Annotated in this window: 19 protein-coding genes and 2 pseudogenes; 8 read left to right on the forward strand and 13 right to left on the reverse strand. The window is 50.7% G+C overall.

Annotated elements, in window-relative coordinates; genetic code table 11:
- The 5 genes and pseudogenes from APY94_RS13655 to APY94_RS07030 all read right to left on the reverse strand — a co-directional run.
- Nucleotides 1–313: pseudogene (locus APY94_RS13655) on the reverse strand (RNA-guided endonuclease InsQ/TnpB family protein); the annotation flags it as partial.
- 421 nt (nt 314–734) lie between these two features.
- Entirely contained in the window at nt 735–1301 is a 567-nt protein-coding gene (locus APY94_RS07020; protein WP_058938953.1) for a hypothetical protein, read from the reverse strand.
- A gap of 4 nt (nt 1302–1305) precedes the next feature.
- Nucleotides 1306–2019, reverse strand: coding sequence for a hypothetical protein (locus APY94_RS12935; protein WP_211259703.1), 714 nt, complete (start codon nt 2017–2019; stop codon nt 1306–1308).
- Between the two features lie 179 nt (nt 2020–2198).
- A complete protein-coding gene (locus APY94_RS07025) occupies nt 2199–2747 on the reverse strand; it encodes a [protein ADP-ribosylglutamate] hydrolase (protein ID WP_058938954.1) in 549 nt (182 codons plus the stop codon).
- Between the two features lie 55 nt (nt 2748–2802).
- Nucleotides 2803–3759 (reverse strand): DUF835 domain-containing protein, encoded by a 957-nt coding sequence (locus APY94_RS07030; protein WP_058938955.1) that lies wholly within the window; start codon nt 3757–3759, stop codon nt 2803–2805.
- A 467-nt stretch (nt 3760–4226) separates the two neighbouring features.
- Here APY94_RS07030 and APY94_RS07035 point away from each other — a divergent pair, with 467 nt between their 5' ends.
- Complete coding sequence (locus APY94_RS07035) at nt 4227–5039, forward strand: hypothetical protein (RefSeq protein WP_058938956.1); 813 nt, start codon at nt 4227–4229, stop codon at nt 5037–5039.
- 1 nt (nt 5040) lies between these two features.
- Here the strand turns inward: APY94_RS07035 and APY94_RS07040 are convergent, their stop codons facing one another.
- A complete protein-coding gene (locus APY94_RS07040; RefSeq protein WP_058938957.1) occupies nt 5041–6315 on the reverse strand; it encodes an amidohydrolase family protein in 1275 nt (424 codons plus the stop codon).
- A 194-nt stretch (nt 6316–6509) separates the two neighbouring features.
- Between APY94_RS07040 and APY94_RS07045 the strand changes: the two genes are divergently transcribed.
- From APY94_RS07045 to APY94_RS07055, 3 genes are all read left to right on the forward strand, one after another.
- Entirely contained in the window at nt 6510–6953 is a 444-nt protein-coding gene (locus APY94_RS07045; RefSeq protein ID WP_058938958.1) for a hypothetical protein, read from the forward strand.
- Between the two features lie 214 nt (nt 6954–7167).
- Nucleotides 7168–7989: a hypothetical protein gene (locus tag APY94_RS07050; RefSeq protein ID WP_157065498.1), complete on the forward strand. Its 822-nt coding sequence runs from the start codon at nt 7168–7170 to the stop codon at nt 7987–7989.
- 20 nt (nt 7990–8009) lie between these two features.
- Nucleotides 8010–8903: a transglutaminase-like domain-containing protein gene (locus tag APY94_RS07055; RefSeq protein ID WP_281176016.1), complete on the forward strand. Its 894-nt coding sequence runs from the start codon at nt 8010–8012 to the stop codon at nt 8901–8903.
- A 74-nt stretch (nt 8904–8977) separates the two neighbouring features.
- On the opposite strand, the pseudogene APY94_RS07060 reads toward APY94_RS07055, so the two are convergent.
- The 4 genes and pseudogenes from APY94_RS07060 to APY94_RS07080 all read right to left on the reverse strand — a co-directional run bounded on the left by APY94_RS07060 (nt 8978) and on the right by APY94_RS07080 (nt 14497).
- Nucleotides 8978–10313 (reverse strand): annotated as a pseudogene (locus tag APY94_RS07060) (glycerate kinase type-2 family protein).
- Nucleotides 10314–10492: 179 nt separating this feature from the next.
- A complete protein-coding gene (locus tag APY94_RS07065; RefSeq protein WP_058938961.1) occupies nt 10493–11737 on the reverse strand; it encodes an MFS transporter in 1245 nt (414 codons plus the stop codon).
- Nucleotides 11738–11981: 244 nt separating this feature from the next.
- On the reverse strand, nt 11982–13373 hold the full coding sequence (locus tag APY94_RS07075) for a PqqD family peptide modification chaperone (RefSeq protein WP_058938963.1): 1392 nt from the start codon (nt 13371–13373) through the stop codon (nt 11982–11984).
- Nucleotides 13374–13723: 350 nt separating this feature from the next.
- Nucleotides 13724–14497 (reverse strand): S-methyl-5'-thioadenosine phosphorylase, encoded by a 774-nt coding sequence (locus APY94_RS07080; protein ID WP_058938964.1) that lies wholly within the window; start codon nt 14495–14497, stop codon nt 13724–13726.
- A gap of 143 nt (nt 14498–14640) precedes the next feature.
- Here APY94_RS07080 and APY94_RS07085 point away from each other — a divergent pair, with 143 nt between their 5' ends.
- Both APY94_RS07085 and APY94_RS07090 read left to right on the forward strand, forming a co-directional pair.
- On the forward strand, nt 14641–15369 hold the full coding sequence (locus tag APY94_RS07085) for a proteasome assembly chaperone family protein (RefSeq protein WP_058938965.1): 729 nt from the start codon (nt 14641–14643) through the stop codon (nt 15367–15369).
- Between the two features lie 9 nt (nt 15370–15378).
- Nucleotides 15379–15759: a DUF473 domain-containing protein gene (locus tag APY94_RS07090; protein ID WP_058938966.1), complete on the forward strand. Its 381-nt coding sequence runs from the start codon at nt 15379–15381 to the stop codon at nt 15757–15759.
- On the opposite strand, the gene nucS is transcribed toward APY94_RS07090, so the two are convergent.
- From nucS to APY94_RS07105, 3 genes are all read right to left on the reverse strand, one after another.
- Nucleotides 15756–16508, reverse strand: coding sequence for an endonuclease NucS (gene nucS / locus APY94_RS07095; protein WP_083500634.1), 753 nt, complete (start codon nt 16506–16508; stop codon nt 15756–15758). The genes APY94_RS07090 and nucS overlap by 4 nt on opposite strands.
- Nucleotides 16509–16543: 35 nt before the next feature.
- Entirely contained in the window at nt 16544–19054 is a 2511-nt protein-coding gene (gene radA / locus APY94_RS07100; protein ID WP_058938967.1) for a DNA repair and recombination protein RadA, read from the reverse strand.
- A gap of 187 nt (nt 19055–19241) precedes the next feature.
- Entirely contained in the window at nt 19242–20258 is a 1017-nt protein-coding gene (locus APY94_RS07105) for a potassium channel family protein (protein ID WP_058938968.1), read from the reverse strand.
- Nucleotides 20259–20966: 708 nt separating this feature from the next.
- Between APY94_RS07105 and APY94_RS13660 the strand changes: the two genes are divergently transcribed.
- Both APY94_RS13660 and APY94_RS13665 read left to right on the forward strand, forming a co-directional pair.
- A complete protein-coding gene (locus tag APY94_RS13660) occupies nt 20967–21131 on the forward strand; it encodes a hypothetical protein (protein WP_245610432.1) in 165 nt (54 codons plus the stop codon).
- 42 nt (nt 21132–21173) lie between these two features.
- Nucleotides 21174–21455, forward strand: coding sequence for a hypothetical protein (locus tag APY94_RS13665; protein WP_245610433.1), 282 nt, complete (start codon nt 21174–21176; stop codon nt 21453–21455).
- The last annotated feature ends 22 nt before the right edge of the window (nt 21456–21477 follow it).

A 21477-nucleotide genomic window follows, 5' to 3' on the forward strand; every position in this document is an offset into this window, starting at 1 on the left:
GTCTTATTGGATCGTAAGTTATTTCTAATCGCCCTTGCTTGCCCTTTAAGTGTATTCTCCCCTTGAATTGAATTTCGAGGCGTTTGAACTTTTCGAGGCCTTTGAGGATTAGTTTGTTTCCTTCAATTTTGTATTGGTCGTTTCTGAGGACTATTAAGCCTTCTCCCTTGATGTAGTTTGGTGGTTTGGGTTTGAGCCAGTTGGGGGGTTCTCCGTTCCGCGTGTTCCTTAAGAGTGAGAAGAAGCTTCTCCAGCTTTCGGCGTTCTTCCTGCAGATTTGTTGAACTGTTGCCGAGCCTATTTCGGATTTGAATGTTCCTCTTGGGTTTTTGAGGGTTGTAGTTTTACCGTTATTGACCGCTTCATTCTAAAGTATGGTAATGTTTTTTAGGCTTTAAAATAGTTTTGCTTTCCTGTTTAAAGGCTGTTGGGCGGTTTACTGTATCCCCACCCTAAAGGACGAGGCCTTCAGAAGAAAAAAGTAAACTTTTGATAGGTCGCTACTCACGAGTTCTCTGGGAAAAGAACAATAATAAGCTCCACCACACCCATTACGACGATGTAAAACCATTAATGCCCAGGGAGGAACTCTCATGAAAATCCAAAAGTTGCACATCACGTGAGAAAAAGAGGATAGCCAAAGGAAAATACCTCCAGAAAGAGCCTTAGAATAAAGAGAGACGTGAGAGATTCCTGCATACCTCACCATGGAGATAATAGTGCACCTTGATATGTCACCCAAGCAAAGCAAGCCACAAATCCCCTTTTTCGACATTCATGAAGATAAAGGTTAATGTATCCCCGTTTGGGAGATTTATGGACTTGGAACTAACCACGACACAGAACGAATCCAGCTGGAATGGGATATACCAGTAGATGAAAGAACTTACCATTGCACTCCCTTTGTAAATTTTGAAGTCAATCTCCTGTCCTCCGGTTGTTGTAATGTTCTTTAGTTGCTCCCAGATAATTTTATACTCCCCAATGTTCGCCTCTCCGGAAAAACTAACGTTCCAGATGCCCAGAACAGTGTACATGTATATCTTGTCGCCCAGCTTGATGGTTGTTCCATTTAAGGGGGTCATGTTCAAATACTCTGGCTCGCTCCAAGGAGCTAGAGGCTTCTTTAAAGTTGTGTTGCATTCTTTAATGTTTTTCTTAGCCTCAGTGAGAAACGCTGTGACTTCTCGAGCCGGTTCAGGATGGGAGGAATGATAAGAATGATCTGTTGAGGCTCGGTTTATGCATAGAGACGAAAAAACCACCAGAGAAATTAAAAAAATTGAGAGAATTTGCCTCATTTTATCACCACAACCGATAATCGCTTGGGTAGTGCTCTCCACCAACTCCGTATCCAATATATAGGTTCCCCGGACTCAGCAACCTAATCTGGATATCCTCAGGCGTGGTTTCATATCCATTACCTTTAGCCTCGTATACATAACCATGAGGCCACCGAGTAGATGTCCACGGTTCTATTAGCCAATTTGTGTTCACTATCCTGAATGCATTACTTCCTCCCAACTTGCTGAGCTCAGAAGGATCTACTGTATACGCTTCTAAGATTCCTCCAATTGGAGTTGACACATTGCCAAAATCATCCAACACGTATATATCATATAACATGTTTGTGCTGAGGTCAACGAAATAAAGGTGAACTTTGTTATTTGAACCGTCAGGTGTAAGTCTAATACCAAGCTCATAAACAGTATTTGGCTTTGGTCTAAAAATCTTCCCATTTAATTTAAAGGGTGGACAAGCCAGATCGCATTCAAGCTGAGGGTTTGTAGAGCCTGCTGAAATATGCCAACCCCAATCAGGATGAAAGCCCAGAGAAGTTTGATAGAAGTGTCCGTTGCTTGTTGATAAAGAAGCCCATATCACTATCAGACACTTCAAATCTTCTGGCAGTATTGGTGGGGTTTTCACTTGTATGAATCCTCCGCAAATATTGTCCGATGGATTTGGACTCCTTATCCCATATTGCCAAGGGCGGCTAGTACAGGGCATGGGTATCACCATTGGCAGATGATGCTACTTATTATAAAAATTTTTCTATCACTATAGGTTAGTTTGAAGTGTTCAATAAATTAAACCAACTAAATAATCAAAAATCTCATTATCTACCCTCTCCTTGTTCAAGCGTACTGTTCTTACCATAGTAACTCCGATATGCGACCCAAGCGACTTCTGAGACCTTAAACCGCCAAAGCCTTCAACACCCTCTCGTAATCCCTCTCGGAATATAAGACGAGGTAAACCTTCTCAACGCTTTTCGCTTCCTTCCCAAACTCCTTAACGACCTCCTTGAAGGTCTTCACGACCTCCTCAAGCGGACAGCCGTAGATGCCAGCGCTTACCGCCGGGAAGGCTATCGTTTTGACTCCAAGCTCCTCCGCCTTCCTCAGCGCCCCGAGGATGGCCTTCCTCAGCTTCTCCTTCTTGTCCTCGTCCCAGATTCCACCGCAGTAGGGTCCGACCGTGTGGATGACATGCTTTATACCGGGCTTTTCGAGCCTTAGTGCAGGAGTTACGACGACCTCCCCGTGCTCGATGAAGTCCTTTCCAATCTGCTCCATGAGTGCTTTCTTGCTTATCCGAATGTACTCAACCGGATCGCCTGCAGCGGCCTTTGCTATGGCATAGGCAACTCCTCCACCGTGCTCAAGGTACTTGTTGGCGGCGTTGACTATGACTTCAGCTGGAAAACGGGTTATATCTCCACGGACAATCTCAAAGGAGACCATCGGGCCCACCGTTTCATCTAATCCCCTTCGGGACTTAAGAGCTTTGCCGGGCTGGCTAATCGAAGAGCTTGCGGAGTATCTTCCTCTCCCGCTCATCCAGAAAGGAATCGTCCCCCACTATAACGATGGTTGCATTGTGGAGCAGAGCGTAGTCTCTCATCGTTGCCAGGAATTTGATAACCGCGGAGAATCCATTCTCAAGGATTAGATACTCAAGGCCGTCGATAACGATGACCGGGCGCTTTCCGTGCTCGTTGGCCCTTTTCATGAATTTAACAGCGATGTCGAGTATCTTGGGAAGGTTGGTGGGCGAAATCCCCCCATCAGAAACCTTGGTTATCCAGAACCAGTTAGGGAACTCCCTCCTCTGCCTTGAAAATACCAGAGCACCCTCAAAGATATCCTCTGAAACGGACCCGAGCATGACCACCCCGGGCTTCAGCTCGGTCTTTACATCCATCACCTCAAACTCGCCGATGAATGAACTATCGAGGAAGGTCTTTATTGAAACGTAGGAGAGGACAAAGGCCAAGAGCGCCTCAACCAGGCCAACGTAGGAATTGGAAAAGTAGTAACCTCTGAGGAATGAAGTGGCGGCAAAGAGAATTTCAAGGAGTCCCATTAGCCTCAAATCGCCATTCCCAGTGAGGATTAAGTAAATCCCCGAGAACATTACACTCGCCGAGAGAACGGCGAAGGAAGCTATAGAATGTTCAGGAAACAGGAAGATCAACCCCGCTATAGGGATAACGGAGAAGTACCTAAGCTCCCGAGAATATCTAAGAGGGCATAGGAGCTCATCCGAGGCCCTTATGTTCCCAAGCCAGATAAGGAATGCGAAGAAGGCGAGGCCAACCGCGTATACTGATTCCCCGGGGACGAAGAAATGTATCGAAAGACTGAACCACGCCAGTGCGTAGTAAACGAGCGCCTTCCGTCCCGTAAGGTGATAGTTATAGAATAGTAAAACGTACGATACAAGGAACGCCGCGCCAAAAATCAGCTCGATCATCCAGCTCACCGGTTATAGTTTCTATTCACATGCCTTTAGCTCGAAGTCAGTATTTTTCCTCAAGCATTAAAATCTTTCCGTTGTGACTCTTACCATTCAGCAACCCTCCGAAGGGGACATACTCTGATCCCTAGCCACCTTTGGAGCGGAAACAACACGTCAGCAATTACTTTACAAAAATGTTAGTTTCTGACCTCCATCCCATCCCGAAGGGCAAGTTTTCAAGGAAAAAGATAACACGCACAAACTCGAACGCGGTTTTTGAAAGGACACAGGACAACATCATCCCCTCAAAGGCGAAAGAACACATGATACCTCTCCAAGTGGAACTATTTTTCAATCATCTTTTCAAGGCAGTATTAATCAGAAAGATATTTAAGGGTTTCGACTTTAAGGGGTCATTGGGAAGTTTGCCGCATCCTCCAGAAGGATGAGAATTTCAAAAGGGAAGATGTAAGTGATGCCCCATGAAAGCGTTTGAAGCACTGGCGGAAGCCATTACATCCATTTCCAAGGACAAAAAGCTATGGAGGTACCCCGTTGCGGCGTCGGGGATAGCCGGTGCGCTCATGGCTATCTCAGGACTCGATTCAAATGTGGAGCTGGTAGCATACAGTCCCGATTTCAGCATTGGCATCGCGGTTCTGCTCGTCCTTATAGCCCTGTTCATCAAACTCACAGTCCTCTACTACCCCACCAGGGCATTCTACCATCACAAAAGGGGCATACCCTTCGAGGAGCCGGCCCTCATAAGGGAGTCCGTGACAGGGGGGATAATGGTCCTCCTGGTGGGCATCGTTTACGGAATCGTAATCCTCATAGCCGGCGGCCTCATGCTCTTCCCCGCGATACTGGCGTACTACGCCCTCTCCGGAACAACGAAGTACGTGATAGCGGGACTGCTTGGACTGCCCCCCGCAATCTTCCTGATGGGGATAATCACCATGATGATTCCAGCGTACATATGGACCAAGGATTTCGGGGAAGGGCTGAGAATAATCGGAACCGCCCTGGACAATGCGAGAGAGGTTTTCGTCTTCGGGGCCCTGATGGGGGCCGTTATCGTTGGCATCAGGGCCGCGGCCGGGGGACTCGTTTTCATGACCTCCCTCGTTGCCAGAGGCTTCACTGGGGCCCTGCTGGCGGGCCTGATTGACGGTCTCACAACTGGCCTCGCGAGCGTTCTCTCAGCCATCGCTGGGGCGGCTATGTACAGGGCGCTCAGGGCATGGGGAGAAAAGAGGGTAAACCTCGACCCGGACTGGCTGGCCAGCCTCTGAGCTAGGCCAGCTTTCCTATCGTTTTTTCGGCCTCGTCGAGGATTCTCTCCTCGTCGAGCGTGAGGACCTCGCGGTCGAGCATGAGGATTTTTCCGTCCGCTATCGTCGTCTCCACGTCGTTTCCATTGGCGGAGTAAACGAGGTGGCTTATCACATCGTTGATGGGCCTGAGGTGAGGCCTGTTGAAGTTTATGATCGCGATGTCAGCAAGGTAGCCCTCCTTTATGACGCCCGCCTTGAGGCTCAAAGCTTTGGCACCGTTGAGCGTGGCCATCCTGAAAACTGTCCTAGCATCGGCCACGGTCGGGTCGAGGTTGTGAACCTTGTGGAGAAGCGCTGCCAGCTTCATCTCATCGAGCATATCCAGGTTGTTGTTGCTTGCGCTTCCATCCGTGCCGAGACCGATGTTTACTCCGGCATTCAGGAGCTTTTCGAGGGGCATAACGCCGCTCGCGAGCTTCATGTTGCTTCCTGGATTGTGGGCGACTGTAACTCCGTGTCTAGCTAGAATCTGGATGTCCCTACTGTCCAGCCAGACGCCGTGTGCTATTATGACGTCGTTTCCAAGGAAGCCAATGTCATCGAGGAGAACAACCGGGCTCTTCCCGTAGCGCTCGGTTATCTGCCCTATCTCAGCCATCGTCTCGCTTACATGGATCGTTATGAGCTTGTTGTGCTCGCTTGCGAGCCTTCTAACCTCCTTTAGGAGGGCTATCGAGCAGGTGTAGGGGGCGTGGGGGCCAAAGACGAAGTGAACCCTGTCGGAGCCGAGCTTTTCTATGAACTCCATCGTGCGGAGAGCCTCTTTGAGTTCCTTCTCGGTCTTCTCGGGATCGCCGAGGTCTATCATTCCATAGGAAAGGTAGCCCCTAAGACCGGACTCCTCAACGACCTCTGCAACGGCGTCCATGAAGAAGTACATGTCGAGGAAGGCCGTTGTCCCGGTCTTTATCATCTCCAGCGCTCCGAGGTACGCGCCAACCTTGGTGTATTCTCTAGTGAGCTTCGCCTCCCTTGGCCATATGTGGTTCTGGAGCCAGTCCATGAGAGGCAGATCGTCGGCGAGGCCCCTGAGGAGCCCCATGGGTGAGTGGGTGTGCAGGTTTATGAAGCCCGGAGAAACCACCCTTCCGGTGGCATCTATAACGGTGTCGGCGGTCTCGTTTATCTTCTTCTCAACGCTCACTATTCTGTTGCCCTCAATTAGTACATCTGCCCGCACAATCTCAAGGTTCTCGCCGTAGATAACGTGGCCGTTCTTGATGAGAATGCTCATGGGGACCACCATTCCTTTTTTAGAGGAAGGAACGAAAAGGGGAGTTAAAAAGGTGTTGGATTAGAAAAACAGGAAAAACAATGATTTCAGCATTCCCGATGAGGCTATTCAACCTTCATTTCACAATACTTTAAGCCATCCAAAAAATTTATTATGAAACAAACCAAACTCATAATTAACTTCCGGTGAGAGTTATGGTAGACTATCAGTCATCTAAAGATCTGCACTATCTCATAACCAGGATCATAAATCCGATTCTAAACCCGATAATCGCTACATTGCACAGTGGCCCAGTTGTACACTACAAGGATGGAACACTAGACGTCACAGAGTACCCAATCCCCGAGTTAATGGCCGAGTTTTTGACAGACTGGAGAGACGGGCTGTGGTATAAGTACTCAGGAAAAAATCCGACTGATGTTTCAGGGGACATCCTGCACGAGTACATGGAGACGATAAACTACGTATACCGCCGCCCCCACAGCGTAGACGAGGAAACCGCTAAACAAGTCGGAAGGGATCTGATACTCCTGGGACAGAAGATCGAGGAGTACCTCACGGGAAAAGTTGAGGTGTTCTCGGATTTCGTGTTTGAGGCCGAAAAAAAAAGAGAGCAAAGCTCCTCCAAAAAGCCGTGAGAGAATCCGCCGATAGAAACCATCCTGGAAGAGGGGAAGCAGCGGATGTTCATGAGAGGAAAGAGAGTAACGACCCTTCAGGGAAAACGACAAAGACTTCGGCGTCTGCCCGAGATGTGCAGCTTACGAGGGCGATAGAAGCGAAAAGAAGCTTTACCAGTGCCCGTACTGTGGGGAGTGGTTCTGTGAAAAGCACGTTAAACCGGCCCTCGTGTTGACGTTCGACAGATATCAAGAACTCTGGAAGAAGCATCCGGAGCTGAGAGCGTTTCTGGAAGAGGAATGGCGCCGCAAAGATGGCCACCCATGCTATCCCTACACTCGAAAATTCTGGGAAGAGTACGAGAACAAAAGGAAGAGCCTGTATGGAGCCGGGAAAATCTCCACTGGAGCTGGAAGGAGGAGCACTCTTGGAAGGAAGCCTGTTAGCGTATCGTCCGGAGGCGAATCCTGGATAGAACCTATAGTTCCATCGGTTTCTGGAACATGGAAGTCCAAAGACCGCACTCGCTACGAGGACGTGATTATAAACGTCAAAAACCGGTTTAAAGATCGGGGGAGTGTTTACGTAACTCCCGGGGAGATCCGCATAGAGACTGCAAAAATCAAAAAAGTGCTACCCCGATCTCCCTCGATTAGATTTGAGATTAGGGACGGAAAGCGGTGGGTCATCATACCAGAGAGCGTCTACTCACAGGCATACACACCGGAGAGGAAACACGGAAGAAAATATGCTCTCATCGGAATCGCTCTCCTGATGCTACTCCTAGCCGCCTATCTGTATTCCCAGGGAAGTTTCAATAACCTTGGGATACCCCTCCTGGGGAATTCAAGCGGTTCCTCCCAAGGAGCCAGCACCCGCATACAGGGCTATACCAGCACCTCAACAACGGGCGAAACCGATGCACTTCCCCCGACTCACTCTACGAGCACCTCAACGCATACACCGGCACAGGCTCCCTCTATAACCCCGAATCCCAATGTTCAAATAGCCACTGGCGGTATATTTTCCAAGACGCCCTCAAATGTGCTCTGACTGAAGAAGAACTCTCAAAAATCTCCGATCTCGCCAGCCAGCTAAAGGGAAAGAACATCAAAGAAAGCGCCTGGAATATTCTGGAGTGGCTCCACGAGAACATAGAGTACAACTACTCCAAAGCCGCCCTGCCGGATCCGATTATCTGGACTTCCAACGGAAAAATCACCAGAATCGATGCAGCGCCTGGCGTTGAAATCCAAACCCCCTATGAGACCATCCAGAGGGGAGCGGGCGTCTGCAGGGACTATGCCATTTTAACCGCCGCGCTCCTGCTCGAAATGAACTACTCCCCGGTTTACGTCCTCAGCATTGAGTTCGAGAACTCGCCGATAGGGCACGCGGCCGTGGCGATAAAGCTCAGCGGAGAATACTTTATCCTGGACCAGCACCCGCCAGTGATGGACCCGGGGACGTACTACACCTACTGGTTGGTCTATCAGCGGGGAAGTCTCGGCGAGGGGCTCTTAATCTCGAACGCCACCATCTACGAGATCAGCAGGGATAAAAACGACGTGATGGTCAGAAAAATCGGAATACTCTCGGCCGAGGACTTTAGGCAAAACGACCATGCGTTCAGCCCCGCAGACCTGATCAGAATATCGACGGATCTGAGGAAGCTCCTCGAAGAGGAGTACTCAAATTTAATTTCCGACAGAAACATTGCTAACCTCGAAGAAAGAACTTATTTGCCCCGGGGATACTCCAGGGGAAAAACTTGGAGGCTGACTCTTCCGCACTACGCGGACTACTACAATCCCGTCTTCCACGAACAATTCGTGAAGTACCTGCTCGCGGCACTTACGGACAACGAAAACGTTAAACGCGACCTTACGGACTTCAACAGGTTCTGGATTAAACTGGAACGTGAAGGGGACTCGCTGAAAGCAACGCTGAACCTGGCGGAAAAGTGAGGGGATGCGGGGGCGGGCATCAAGGACAACCGCCGGTTCTCCCACATTGGCCCTTTGAAAACAATAAAACCGGCCTAAAGAACCACCCCAATGACCATCGAGTTTACGTTCGTCCTCGTCGGGCCAGTCACGAGAAGGGCCCTGGCCTTCTTCAAAGCCCCGTAGGCGTTGTGGCTCCTCAGGTACTCCTCTGGATCTACCCCCGCCTTTCTGAGAACCTCAAAGGTATGGCCGTCCACAAGTCCTCCGGCGGCGTCAGTCGGTCCATCGGTTCCGTCCGTGTCCACCACCAGAACCGCAACGCCCCTTAGGCCCGAGATCTTCCCCGCTATGCTCAAAGCGAACTCCTGGTTCGGCCCGCCGAGGCCCGCTTTCCCTCCTATCGTCACGGTAGTCTCACCGCCCGCTATCAGAACGCAGGGCTTTTTAAAGGGCCTGTTTCTGTGGTAGATCTCCTCAATAATTGAGCCAAAAGCAACAGCAACTTCCCTGGCTTCTCCTTCAAGCGTGGTCGTCAGGATGTGGGCTTTGAGACCGATCTCCTTAGCTTTTCTCGCGGCCGCTTCGCAGGCCAGGGCGTTGCTCGCTATGAGGAAGTTATGGACGTTTGGGAGGTCTTCCTTCAGGGTCTCCTCAGCTTTTCCTTCGAGACCGAGCTCTATGTGCCTCCTCACGCTTTTGGGAAGCCTATCCCAGAGGTTGTAGAGCTTGAGGATCCGGTGAGCGTCCTCGAATGTGGTCGGATCCTTCACGGTCGGGCCGGAGGCTATCGCATCGAGCGGGTCACCGGCAACGTCCGAGATGATGAGGCTTATCAGGGTCCCCTTAACGAGTTTGGCCAGCTTGCCGCCTTTGACTTTTGAGATGTGCTTTCTCACAGTGTTTATCTCGTAGATCCTCCCCGCTTTTAAGGAGGAGCTCGTTCGTTTTCATCTTGTCCTCAAAGCTTATCCCGTCCTCGGGAAGCGTGAACAGCGCACTCCCGCCGCCAGAGATAAGAACTATGAGGACGTCGTTCTCCCCCACTTTTTTCGCAAGCTCAACCCCGAGCCTGGCCCCTTTCACGGAATTCTCGTCGGGTATCAGATGCCCGGCTTCAATCACCTTGATCCTTTTGAGGGGCAGAGAACAGCCGTACTTAGTCACAGCTATTCCCCCGGCAATCTTCTCGCCCAGAACCTCTTCAACGGCCTTTGCCATTGGACAGGCCGCCTTTCCGAAGGCCAGAACGTAGATTTTTCCCCTTATCCGAAACTCTTTTCCATCAACAATGAGCCTGCCGCCCCCAACTTTCAAAGCCCTCTTTACCGCCCCGTACGGGTCCGCGCTCTTTATCGCCTCTTCCATTAAGGCCAGGGCTATTTCTTTGGCTTTTATGTCGCCGTGAGTAAGGAGTTCGGCTTTGTTCATCGCAACCACCGATGAGAAGACTTCTCAAAGAGGATATACAATTTGGGAATCAAAAAGCCGAAACGATGCCAGAGCCGGGTCCTGAATCAAGATCCCACGGGCCGATAACACGACCGTTCTCAATGAAGAAAAGCATGAGCCCCACAAACTCCCAAAATAAGCTATGTTTCCGGTGGAAGTTAAAAAGATTTTCTGAGATCCTCGGACCCAGAAGGGCGAACCGCGAGAGGCCTTACTTTCCGAAGCACGAGGAGAATCCCGATTCCAACAGGAGTCAGCAGCGCGGGCAGAATGAAGGTCGTCTTTGGGTTAAAACCCCAGAGGATGGCCCCCACCGAAGGCGCGGGAACAGCGGAGAGCCTTGCCAGCGATGCCCGAAAACCGAGCACAATCCCCCGATGTTCCGGAATCGTGTTCTCAACAACGTATCTGCTGGAAGCTACGTTAAGCTGCTCAATAAAAGCCAGAACGGCCAGAAACAGGGAAGCAGAGGGAAAGGGAGCAAGGGCAAAGAGGAGGAGAAATGGGACAGAGAGTGAATCCCTCAGAATGAGTGAGTTCAGACTGCCGATTCTGTCCACTACATAGCCGGCAATGAAGGCCCCAACCAGGGTTACGAAGCCTATCGCGGAGTAAAGCCAGGAGATTTGAGAAAGGCTGAGCGAGTAAACCGTCCTCAGAAATACAGGAACGAAAGGAGAGGCTATTGAGCTAACAAAGAACTCAAAGCAGACGTAGATCATGAACAACTTTAGATAGGGCTCTTTGATGAGCCTAATGCCTTTCACCATGCCCCCTAACTGCGCCGAGAACCCACCAACAACATTTCTCTTTAGAGTCTCAGAAACACGAAGGTAGAAGAGAAAGGACCCCAGCACTACAAATCCGGATAGCAAAAAGAGACAATGCTCACCAACCGCTCCCACCAGCGAACCGAAGGTGAGATAGCTCAGGATTCCGGCCACGCTGTTTGTGAGGAAGAGGAGCGACATGGCCTTTCCCACGGCGTTTCGCGGTGCGGACTCACCCATGAGAGAAACCATGACCGGAGACGACGCCATGAACGCTACGGTGACCATCGCCGCAGGGAGAATCACGAGAGTGTTTTTAAAAGGCACGATAAAAGCGAGTATCGCCAGCCCAATCCCCTCAGACAGCACACAGGTTAGTATCACCCATTTTCTGCCGTGCAAATCACTGAAAGCCCCCGCCAGCACCGGCAGAATACCCGCGAAAACGTTGTTGATTGTGGCAAAGAGCCCCAGGAGCGCCGGGCCGCCTATGGAGGCGAGCGTTATGTTCAGGTAATAACCGATGAGATATGCCACCGCAAAAGAGTTCAGAAAATACCCTAAGAGCAGGGCCCTAACGCTGCCATTCCTCAATAAAGCCAAGTAGCCAACGGAATTCCGATGTGGGGTCACTCTTTACAGCCTCCTAGCCATTATTCTAGGAAACTAATCTAGGAGAGTTTTTTTCAGAGATACTAGCACATGACATTGCTCAATGATATCACTCACAATGTATCTAAATTCACCAAACTCACACTCATGTAATTCGCATGAGTAACTAACGACGTCACTTTGAACCTCAGTAATTTTTGATGGATTATTCCAAAAGATAACTATCCCTGATTTTGGATTTCTTGTGATCCTCATAGTGGCGAGACTAACGTGGACATCTTGGATCTGTACCATATAAATCACCATAATACACGTATGCTAACGCTCTACATTTACCACCACAAAATCCAAAATATTCACATGAGGCACATTTGCCATGGATGTCACTTTGTTGAAGATTTCTAAATTTATTCAAAACCTCTGAGGAATGCCATATCTCTCTGAAAGTGTTCCGACGTAAGTCCCCAGCGATGAGTTTAGGGAATGTAGCTCCCAACAATAAATCACACGGATAAACAAATCCATCAGGGGTTATTTCAACATATCGCCCGGCTCTCACTCCACACCGGGTGAAGAGTTTATAAAACTCATTATCATGTATAGTTTGGGATATCTCATCATTACCAACGAAAAAGAACGGCCTCTCAGCTATTATGCGTATTCCCATTCTATGTGCTTCCTCTTCCAACTTAGAAAGAATCTTTAATCTCTCTTTAAGATATATCATCATTGACTTGTCTGCTCTTCCTATGGGTTTCAATTCGACAATATTCCAAACTCTTACCCCCAAATTAGCAAGTAACTGAGGCATTTCAAATACGTCCTCTTTATTTGCTTTTTGCAATACAGTTATTACAGAAACATTAGCTTTGTAAGAATTAAGAAGCCGGATAGCACGAAGTGCCCCATTAAAAGAACCCCTTACACCCATTAGATCTTCATGGATTTTTGGTGTGGAACTCTGAAGCGGAATTTGGACATTAACATTATATCCTGCTAGAGTCCTAGCCAAGTGCTCATTTAGAAGAAGACCATTGGTGGTAACATTCAGGGCAAGTCCCTTAGCATATGCATGCTCAACGATATCTAGGAACCTGGGGTGCAAGAGAGGTTCTCCCCCAGTTATACACAGCTCAAAAGTTTTCATTTCGGAGAGCTCATCTATAATTCGTCTAAATTCTGATAATGTCAGAGGTTTACGCAGTGTTTTTCTTGGAGCATTTAAGAAACAATATTTGCACCTAAGATTACACCCCCAAGTTAAGTGTAAAAATGCCGTTAAGGGAGCAGATAGGTAGTTCAACTTATCAACAAAACCTCTTGCTTGCTTTAAGCTGGTAACTGCCTCAGACAAATTAACCGATAGTCGATCAGTTTTTTTTGTAACATTAATAACACCACTTTTTAAGAGAGAACTTAAAAAATTAAGAACTGTAGCTTTTGATTCGTTGAAATTTAAACCATATGTCTCACATAAGAGATCCACAACATCCTTAATAGTTGGAGAATATTGGGCAAGATAGAGAATGTCCGCAGCAGTACGGTTGAGTCCATAGTACTTCATAGATTTTTTGTTATAAAGGATCCCGCCAAAATACTCCAGTCTAACAAGATAATCAGGATTTAATTTCATTGTCGAACTTAAATCCACAGTCATGCTCCACCCTCTAATAATTGATTTCCGAAAATAAATAATAAAATGAAGTAAAGAAATAAATCAAGAAACTCCTGGAAATTCCTTACCCCAAACACTCCAAAGAGCCCATTGGGTCTCTTCACTTTCCAATGGCACTACTTGAGGTTCCTCAAACTGCGGCTTCTCTTCCATGGGCATCACCAATATTGATGAAGACAAATTCATATTTAAGCTTTACGCTTTATCATAGCATGATCATTTTTTTTTCAATAAGTCACTGAAGATATTACTAAAAGAGTATTCAAATAAACTACATGACAGATTAGACAAGTGCAAAAGAAAAACAATTCGAAAGAGTACTACAAAAAAACTTAAACGAACATCGTCTTCAGAACATCGGCGCAGCCGCACTTCCTCTCCTCCGGAATGAGCGGGATGGCCTTCTTGAGCAGTTCCTGAACCTTGTAGTTGTTCTCGGCCATGACCTTGAGAACTTCCTGGGCATCAACGGGCTCCTCGGCCCAGACGTCGTAGTCCGTAACCGTCGCTATGTTCGCGTAGCACATGCCCAGCTCGCGCGCGAGGTTTATCTCCGGGACGAGAGTCATGCCGATTATGTGGGCGTACTGCCTGAACATGAAGCTCTCAGCGCGCGTTGAGAACCTCGGCCCCTCGATGCAGACGTAGGTGCCCTTCTCGTGGACCGGGAAGCCGAGCTCTTTGGCGGTCTCGTAGAATATCTTCCTCATCTCGGGGCAGAAGGGGTCGGCCATCGAAACGTGGGCAACGCGCGGCCCGTTGTAGAAGGTGTAGTCGCGCTTCTTGGTGAAGTCAATGAACTGGTCGGTTATGACTATGTCGCCGGGCTTGTACTCCTCGCGGAGTGAACCGACCGCTGTAATCCCAATAACCCTCTCGACGCCGAGCTCCTTGAGGGCCCAAATGTTAGCGCGGTAGGGAACCTCGTGAGGTGGAAACTCGTGGTGCTTGCCGTGCCTCGGTATGAAAGCAACCTCAACGCCCTCGATTTCGCCTATTTCCACTGGAGCCGAAGGCCTGCCGTAGGGAGTGTGGACCTTCACGGTTTCTTTGGGCTCAAAAACGCCGTAAACGCCTGAACCACCTATGATACCTATCCGCGGCATGGTCATCACCGTGTTAAATGCTCGCTTCCCTCATATAAGGATTGCTTTTCCAGTGGAAATGGAACTCGAATGAAGGGGAGCACCGCCGGGTAGAGACGAAAGTTTAATAACCTTTTGAAACTAAATTTCTCGGGGGTGGTACCGTGGAAAACGGGAGTCCGGTCAAGATAGTGCTCTCGGAGATAAAGAATCCGATACTGATAGAGGGCTATCCCGGGATAGGCCTGGTGGGCCACATAGCTGCCAACTTCCTGGCCAGGGAGCTGGAAATGGAGATGATAGGCTACGTGGAGAGCCCGTTCATCCCACCCATGGCGCTGATCCTCGATGGAAAGCCAAACCCCCCTCTCAGGTTCTATGGAAAGGATAACATAATACTCGCCGTGGCGGACATCTACGTCCCACCCACCTTAGTGAGCGAGATAGCCCGGGAGCTCGTGAGGTACCTCAAGGACATGAGGGCCGACAAGATCGTATCCCTCGGCGGTATAGGTATAGGCCTCTTCAAGGAGAAGATGGACGTCTGGGGGGTCAGCGCACGGGAAGAGCTGAACAGGGAGCTTGAGAACCTGGGGGTGAAAATCCTCCAGTACGGTTCGATAATGGGAATGAGCGGGAAGCTCCTCTGGGAGGCAAGCAAGGAAAAACTCGACGCCTACGTCCTCCTGGGGGAGACCTTCGGGGACAGACCCGACCCGAGGGCCGCTGCAAACGTCATAGAGGTTCTGAAGAAGCTGACGCCGATAGAGGTCTCAACGGAGCCCCTGCTCAAGGAGGCGGAGATGATAGAGACCCAGCTGAGGAAAATGCACGAGCAGATGGAGCAGGCCAGGAGAAAGGCCGAGAAGCAGTACGAGAGCATCTACCTGTGAGGTGAGAGCATGGAGGCGATAACCCTGGCCGGAATCGCGAGACGGGTTCTCGATGAGCTTTTGAGGAGCCCGTACAAAACCCTTGAGATAAGGGGCGCGAGGAATGTTATCGCGCTCGAAAGGGCCCGCGAGCTCGGGAGGGTCTTCATCACCTACGAGACTTTCCAGGATGTCACTGTAGGCACCGAGGGGCTCCTCGCGGAGATACTCCGCCTGGAGAGCATGGAGCAGCGGATCCCCTGGGAGGAGAGCGACGAGAGGGAAGTGACCGTGTGCCGGGCGCAGGTGAGGCTCCTCGGCCTCGGCAGAATAGTCGAAGTGAGGAAGAGGAACACTGTGCTTGTGGTCAGGGTCAGGGAGATGCTGCCGCAGGAGATGGACATAGGTTAAAACAGGGTTTTCTGCCTGCCCTTTCCGAGCTTTTCCCTCTTCGGCGGCTGAACCTTTCTGAACTCAAGGCCTTCCTTTTCGAGGAGTCTCTTCGCGCCGGATGTCAGGGACGGTGCGACCAGTATTCCCCTAACACCCTCATGCTCCTTGCTCAGGCCTTCAACGTAGCGCTTAAGCTGGCTGACCGCATGCAGATCCGCCTTCCTGCGCTTCAGCTCAAGGACGACGAGGTTTCCGTTCTTATCGCGTCCGAGGATGTCAACTATGCCGTGGCCGATCTGCTTTTCCCTGAAAAGCGGCTTGAAGCCGGGCTCGATAAGCTCAGGGTTTCCGAATATCATCTCCGCCATCTCGGCCTCGCTGCCGGTGAGTGTCAGCTCCTCGTAGTCCTCGGCCTTGAACAGGGAGACGAGGTAAACCTCCTCAAGCTCGACCTCAAGTATCTCCTTCGGCTTCCTCCTCACGGAGCGAAGGATGATTATGCCATCGCGCTCCTCAACCGTCACGAAGCTCCCCGGCGGCTGCCAGTTAACGGGTTCCCTCTTCTTGCTCTGGTGGATGAGAAAGGCACCGTCGGGCTTGATTATTATCACCCTGTCGCCGGAACCGAGCTCGCTCTTCGCCCGGCCATCGTAGTGCACCTTGCAGCGGGCAAATATCGTCAGCATTGCCTCGGACGACAGGGCGGAATCGACTATCCTCAGGAGTTCCCCGCGAGGGGGATTCTGAACGGCCTCAACCTTTGACATGGAGTGAGGTAAAGAAGAGGGGTTAAAAAACTAACTCAGTCCTCGGCGCCCTTGTCGGTTATCCTAAAGATCGCCTCACCCTCGGGAAGGTGGGGGCTGTCTATGAGCCTGGCGACGCGCTTGCCGGCCTTGCCCTTCCTCAGGTAGATTCTCAGGGTCGCGCTGTGGGCGAGGATGTGGCCACCGACTGGCCTCGTCGGGTCGCCGAAGAAGGCATCCGGCTTCGCCTGCACCTGGTTGGTGACGAAGACCGCTATATCGTAGAGGTCTGCTATCCTGTGGAGGTCGGCGAGGTGCTTGGCCAGCTTCTGCTGCCTCTCGGCGAGGGTTCCCCTGCCGACGTACTCGCTCCTGAAGTGAGCCATGAGTGAATCAACGACAAGGAGCTTTACCGGCCTGTCCGTCTCGGCCTTCTCCTTGATTATCTCCTCGGCCCTCTCGACGAGGAGCATCTGGTGGTTGCTGTTGAACGCCCTCGCAACGTAGATGTTCTTGAGCGTCTCGTCTGGGTCGAGGCCCCTAGCCTCGGCTATCTGTCTTATTCTCTCCGGCCTGAAGGTGTTCTCGGTGTCTATCCAAACGACAGAGCCGTGGAGGCCTCCCTCCTCCTCGGGGAGCTGAACCATCACCGCGAGGGTGTGCGCCAGCTGGGTGTTGTGAAGGACGAGGCCGTTTGGAGCTATGAAGTTGTGGGTCTCGGGAACGACAAGGTCGTAAACCCAATCGTTGTAGTCAACGGTTTCAACGGACGAGACCTCGTGGAACTCGAGCTTTCTCGCGAGGGCTATGGTTTCGAGCGCAAGGGTGGCAACTTTCCTCAGCCTCTCGATTTCCTGGAGGAGTGCTGCGGTTACCTTTTCCCTCAACTCCGGCCTCTTTGGAAGGCCCCTCGTGCGGTAGTTGGAAACCTGCCTCTCAGTGAACCCGTATCTGATGAGGGAAGTCCAGGCAAAGGGCAAGCTGGGTTTTTCCCCGCCCAGGATGGCTTTTTCAGCCGCATCAAGCCCATCAAGGGCCTCTTTGAAATACCACTCTATGCGGGAGAGGGTTTTCTCGGTGAACCAGACGTCCCTGTTCCTCGTTAGGATGTGATAGGCTGTCTCTTTGTCCCTCTTAGGCAGGCGGAACTCGGAATAAAGCTTTCCAAGGAACCTGCCGAGGGCCGGTGGATACCTGCCGACGCCGCCCTCTTTCATTTCCCCCGACTTGATGCGGGCCTTCTCCAGAACCCTTCCAAAGGCCTTCCTGTCCTCGCCGGTTATGTAGAGTCTGTAGTACACCTCGTCACCAACCCGCTTCTCGGAGAGCCGGGGCGTTATTCCAAGCCTCTTGAGGAGGAACACGATGCCGTCGGCAAGCTCCTGGCTTTTCGTAACCATCTCGACTATTGACTCTGTGGCGTACCCATCGCCATCCATGTAGCCGGCCAGGAAAGCGGCTATGGCCCCTTCGTCGGCGTTAAGTATCTCGTCCGGGATAGTCTTCGTGGAGGCACTTGAAACTCCGAGTTCACCAAGCCACTCAGAGGTCTTCTTCCGGAGGAGTATTCTATAGATGCCCCGCCTCACCTCGACTGTAGGAGTGTAGCCGTCGTGCATTTCAACGAAGCTCACCACAAAGTCCTTGAGCTCTTCAGAGGCAGTCGTTATCGAGAGAGGATTGGAAGTGCCCTCCGCCACGAAGAGACCGAGGAAGTATGCCCTCTCCAGGTCAACCTCACCGGAGTTTGCTGGGACATTCCTTACTCCTACGATGATGTCGTTTGGTCTTATCTCTCCGGCAGGAACCCACTGGATGCCATCCCTGAGCACCAGAACCGGGTGCGGAAGGGTTATCCTGAGGGAATGACCTGTTGATAGCCTTATCTCGGCCAGCTTCTCGACCCTCTCACGGTAGATGTAAGCGGCTTTTGTCTTCCTGATTTCTCCGGAACTCGGGTCGAGGGTGTAAACGGAGACGGTTTCCAGTGGAACGGCGTAACCGTCGTCGAAGGGAAACTCCCCGTTTAGGGAGGCGTACTTCCCGTACATGTCCTCTATCGCCTCAAAGTGCACGAGAGTATCGTTCTCGTAGTAAACCTTGGTGTCCTTGGCAAAGCACTTGCCGCTACCGAACTCACCGAAGACCTCGGTTATCGCCTGGGTCTCAACACCGCCGCCAACGAGCTTGTCGAGGCTCTTGCTTCCGGTGGAGATCTTGCCGATGGTGCTCCTCCGCTCCATGTACTCGTCGGCACGCATGAAGGTTCCAATGTTGGCGGCCTCTCTGGCGGCCTGGATTATCTTGAGAGCCGCACCCTCGCTGATTCCCGCTATCTCTTTGAGTTCCATTGGAGATGCAACGGCTATGGCCTCGATGCTGTCGTAGCCAGCCTCGCGAAGCTTTTCGGCGGTTGCCGGACCGACACCAGGGAGGTCTTCAAGGGTCTTTATCTCCTTTTCCTTCTTTTTCTTGGTTGAGCTTGACGGGGACTCCTCAACGACATCGAGCTCCTCAAACTCTTCGAGCTCTTTTATTTCATCGTCAGCCTTCTTCTTCCTTGGCATCTCACTCACCCGCTACAACTACCTTTCATAGGGGTAAAAAGCCGAAGGGTTATATACTTTTCTTTCCGGTGGAGCGCAAGATAAAAGTGCCAAATATCCGGAGATATCGCAAATTCACACCCTTGTTGGGCCGTTTTAGTAGGAATTGAATACACAATCCGACGATAAGGGTAATGGAGCAACACTCTCACCTTTTTCCACTGGAAGAGCCGGGTTTTATGACGATCAGTTTGGACCCTTCAGGAATCTCCTCGTCCAGTGCGGGGCTGAGAACTGGCTTTTCCTTGTAGTATCCAAGAAGGAAGTAGCCCTCATCGTGGAGGCGCTTCATGGCCTCAACGTAGGGAACCCCCCACAGGTCTCTGCGCTTCAGAACGGAGATATCGTAGCCGCCGGCGGCTGTGGTCAGGTCGTCTATGACGTCCACCACCTCGGGCTCGAAAACAGAGCTGGCGAGAAGCCTCCCCGCGAGACTTCTGCTGAGTATCACCCTGTCGGCTCCAGCCCCCTTGAGCAGCTCCATGCTCTCCCCGCGGAGGGCCTCGACGAAGACTTTCGCTTTAGACATGCGCTTCACCATGAGGGTCGTGAAGACGGACTTCGAGTCGTCCTCAAGGGCAAGGATGACGTAGGAGGCCTCCCTCACGTGGGCGCGTTCAAGGGTCTCTGGATTCGTGGGGTCGCCGATGAGGACCTCCACTTCCTCTGGAAGCTCAACCTTCTTCCGCTCGCTCTCGTCGGGGAAGACCACCACTATGGGCCGCATCTCTATCTCTCCACTGGAAATCGCGGACATGAGTTCACCCACGCAGCTCGGGATGCTGCTCCCGCGGCCGATTATCACGTAGTGTCCAGAATACCTAACGCTGTGCATGCCCATCATCCTCCTCAGAGACGATGAAATGAAGTATTCCGCCAGAATCGAAACGAGGGCCGTAAACGTCGAGATTCCTGCAACGGCAGCGACCATAGCCACGGCGCGGCCAGCCTCGGTCTGCGGCGTTATATCACCGTACCCGATTGTGGCCATCGTTATGACGGCCCAGTAAAAAGCCGTGTAAAAACCCACATTCTCGAAATACATAAACAGGAACGCAAAAATACCAGCCAGCAGGAGTACAAGTGCCGCTATTTGGAGGAGTCGGTTCCTGCTGACCTTGACCTTCATCCTGAGAAGTCTTCGCACGAGCGGTACCGGGATCATGGTATAAGCTACAGGAGGAGGTTTTAAAAAACTATCATCACTGCCCTGGGAAGTCCACGGATGGAGTATTTTTTCCAGTGGAAACAAAGGTCTTTTTCGATGTCCATCTGAAAGACCCCCCAGAGTTCCATTTCCACTGGAACCCAGTTTTGGAGATGGACGGTTTTCCCAGCCGGAATTAGGGAAAGATGGACTTATAAATCACATTACAAATGTGAAATCATCATGTTTTAAACCAACTCTGGGCTAGTATGGATTTATGTTCATTACTATTCTAGATTTCCAATTTTTTATGAACATTGTTCATGAAAATCTATAAATATATGAAATTGAAGAGAAGGCGGGAGAGTTTTCACCTTTTCAGCAGGGAAAACATGGAGTAGCCAAAACCGGGTTCCACAGGAAACGAAACTCCCAGGGGGTACGATGTTGTTAAATTTTAGGTATTTGTTAAGCGTTCATGTTAACCTGTAATGTCCATTGATGCTCATGGAGGTATCTATTTTTACGTACATTTATATACATTCACCTTTCAGTGGAAATGAATATTTGAATACATCTGACCATTTGCAAACTTAAAGTTTTGAAGAACATTGCTGTGCATTCACCCCCTTCACTTCCTGTGGAGGGTGTTGGCTCCAGTGGACCTCTTTAATTTCCATTGTAAGATTAATTAACCTAAGTCGCGTACTATATCCGGTGATCTCGATGGATGATATAGAAACCCAGGTTCTCGGGTGGCTTAGGTCCGGCAGTGAGGACGCCGCCGATATTGTGAACCTTCCGTGGAACGTCAGCGAGATTGGTGATGCCACCTACGTGGCGGAGCATCCCAAGATGCCGTTCACCATCGTGGTCGCGTTCTCGGATTAGTTCGTTCATCTCATGATCCCCACCAGCCTCGAGACGTACGGCATGGACGAGGCTGACAAGCTCTATGTGTACCACACCCTTCTGGAGCTTAACGACAGAATTCACATGATGAAGTTCAGCCTGGGAAGGCCCAATGACGTCGTCAACATCCGCGTTGACCTAGATAAGAAGACCCTTGGCAAGGAGGAGTTCAACGATGCCCTCACCGCCCTGGCGATAGGACTTCTGTCCGGCGTGGAGGCCCTGGGTCTTGAGGAGGAATTTGTGGAGAGGGTCTTCGACCGCATACTCTACATGCTCTTAGAGAGGCTGTTTCCTAAGTAGTGTCTTTCGAAAGATTTAAATA

Origin of the sequence: Thermococcus celericrescens (assembly GCF_001484195.1) — an archaeon.
Taxonomy (GTDB): domain Archaea; phylum Methanobacteriota_B; class Thermococci; order Thermococcales; family Thermococcaceae; genus Thermococcus; species Thermococcus celericrescens.

Excerpts from the sequence above, each read along its gene's own strand:
- APY94_RS07035 (WP_058938956.1), top strand. The coding sequence starts at position 4,227 with ATGAAAGCGTTTGAAGCACTGGCGGAAGCCATTACATCCATTTCCAAG.
- APY94_RS13665 (WP_245610433.1), top strand. The coding sequence starts at position 21,174 with ATGGACGAGGCTGACAAGCTCTATGTGTACCACACCCTTCTGGAGCTT.
- APY94_RS07075 (WP_058938963.1), bottom strand. The coding sequence starts at position 13,373 with ATGACTGTGGATTTAAGTTCGACAATGAAATTAAATCCTGATTATCTT.
- radA (WP_058938967.1), bottom strand. The coding sequence starts at position 19,054 with ATGCCAAGGAAGAAGAAGGCTGACGATGAAATAAAAGAGCTCGAAGAG.
- nucS (WP_083500634.1), bottom strand. The coding sequence starts at position 16,508 with ATGTCAAAGGTTGAGGCCGTTCAGAATCCCCCTCGCGGGGAACTCCTG.
- APY94_RS13660 (WP_245610432.1), top strand. The coding sequence starts at position 20,967 with ATGGATGATATAGAAACCCAGGTTCTCGGGTGGCTTAGGTCCGGCAGT.
- APY94_RS07045 (WP_058938958.1), top strand. The coding sequence starts at position 6,510 with ATGGTAGACTATCAGTCATCTAAAGATCTGCACTATCTCATAACCAGG.
- APY94_RS07040 (WP_058938957.1), bottom strand. The coding sequence starts at position 6,315 with ATGAGCATTCTCATCAAGAACGGCCACGTTATCTACGGCGAGAACCTT.
- APY94_RS07080 (WP_058938964.1), bottom strand. The coding sequence starts at position 14,497 with ATGCCGCGGATAGGTATCATAGGTGGTTCAGGCGTTTACGGCGTTTTT.
- APY94_RS07020 (WP_058938953.1), bottom strand. The coding sequence starts at position 1,301 with ATGAGGCAAATTCTCTCAATTTTTTTAATTTCTCTGGTGGTTTTTTCG.
- APY94_RS07030 (WP_058938955.1), bottom strand. The coding sequence starts at position 3,759 with ATGATCGAGCTGATTTTTGGCGCGGCGTTCCTTGTATCGTACGTTTTA.
- APY94_RS07025 (WP_058938954.1), bottom strand. The coding sequence starts at position 2,747 with ATGGTCTCCTTTGAGATTGTCCGTGGAGATATAACCCGTTTTCCAGCT.
- APY94_RS07105 (WP_058938968.1), bottom strand. The coding sequence starts at position 20,258 with ATGATCCCGGTACCGCTCGTGCGAAGACTTCTCAGGATGAAGGTCAAG.
- APY94_RS07090 (WP_058938966.1), top strand. The coding sequence starts at position 15,379 with ATGGAGGCGATAACCCTGGCCGGAATCGCGAGACGGGTTCTCGATGAG.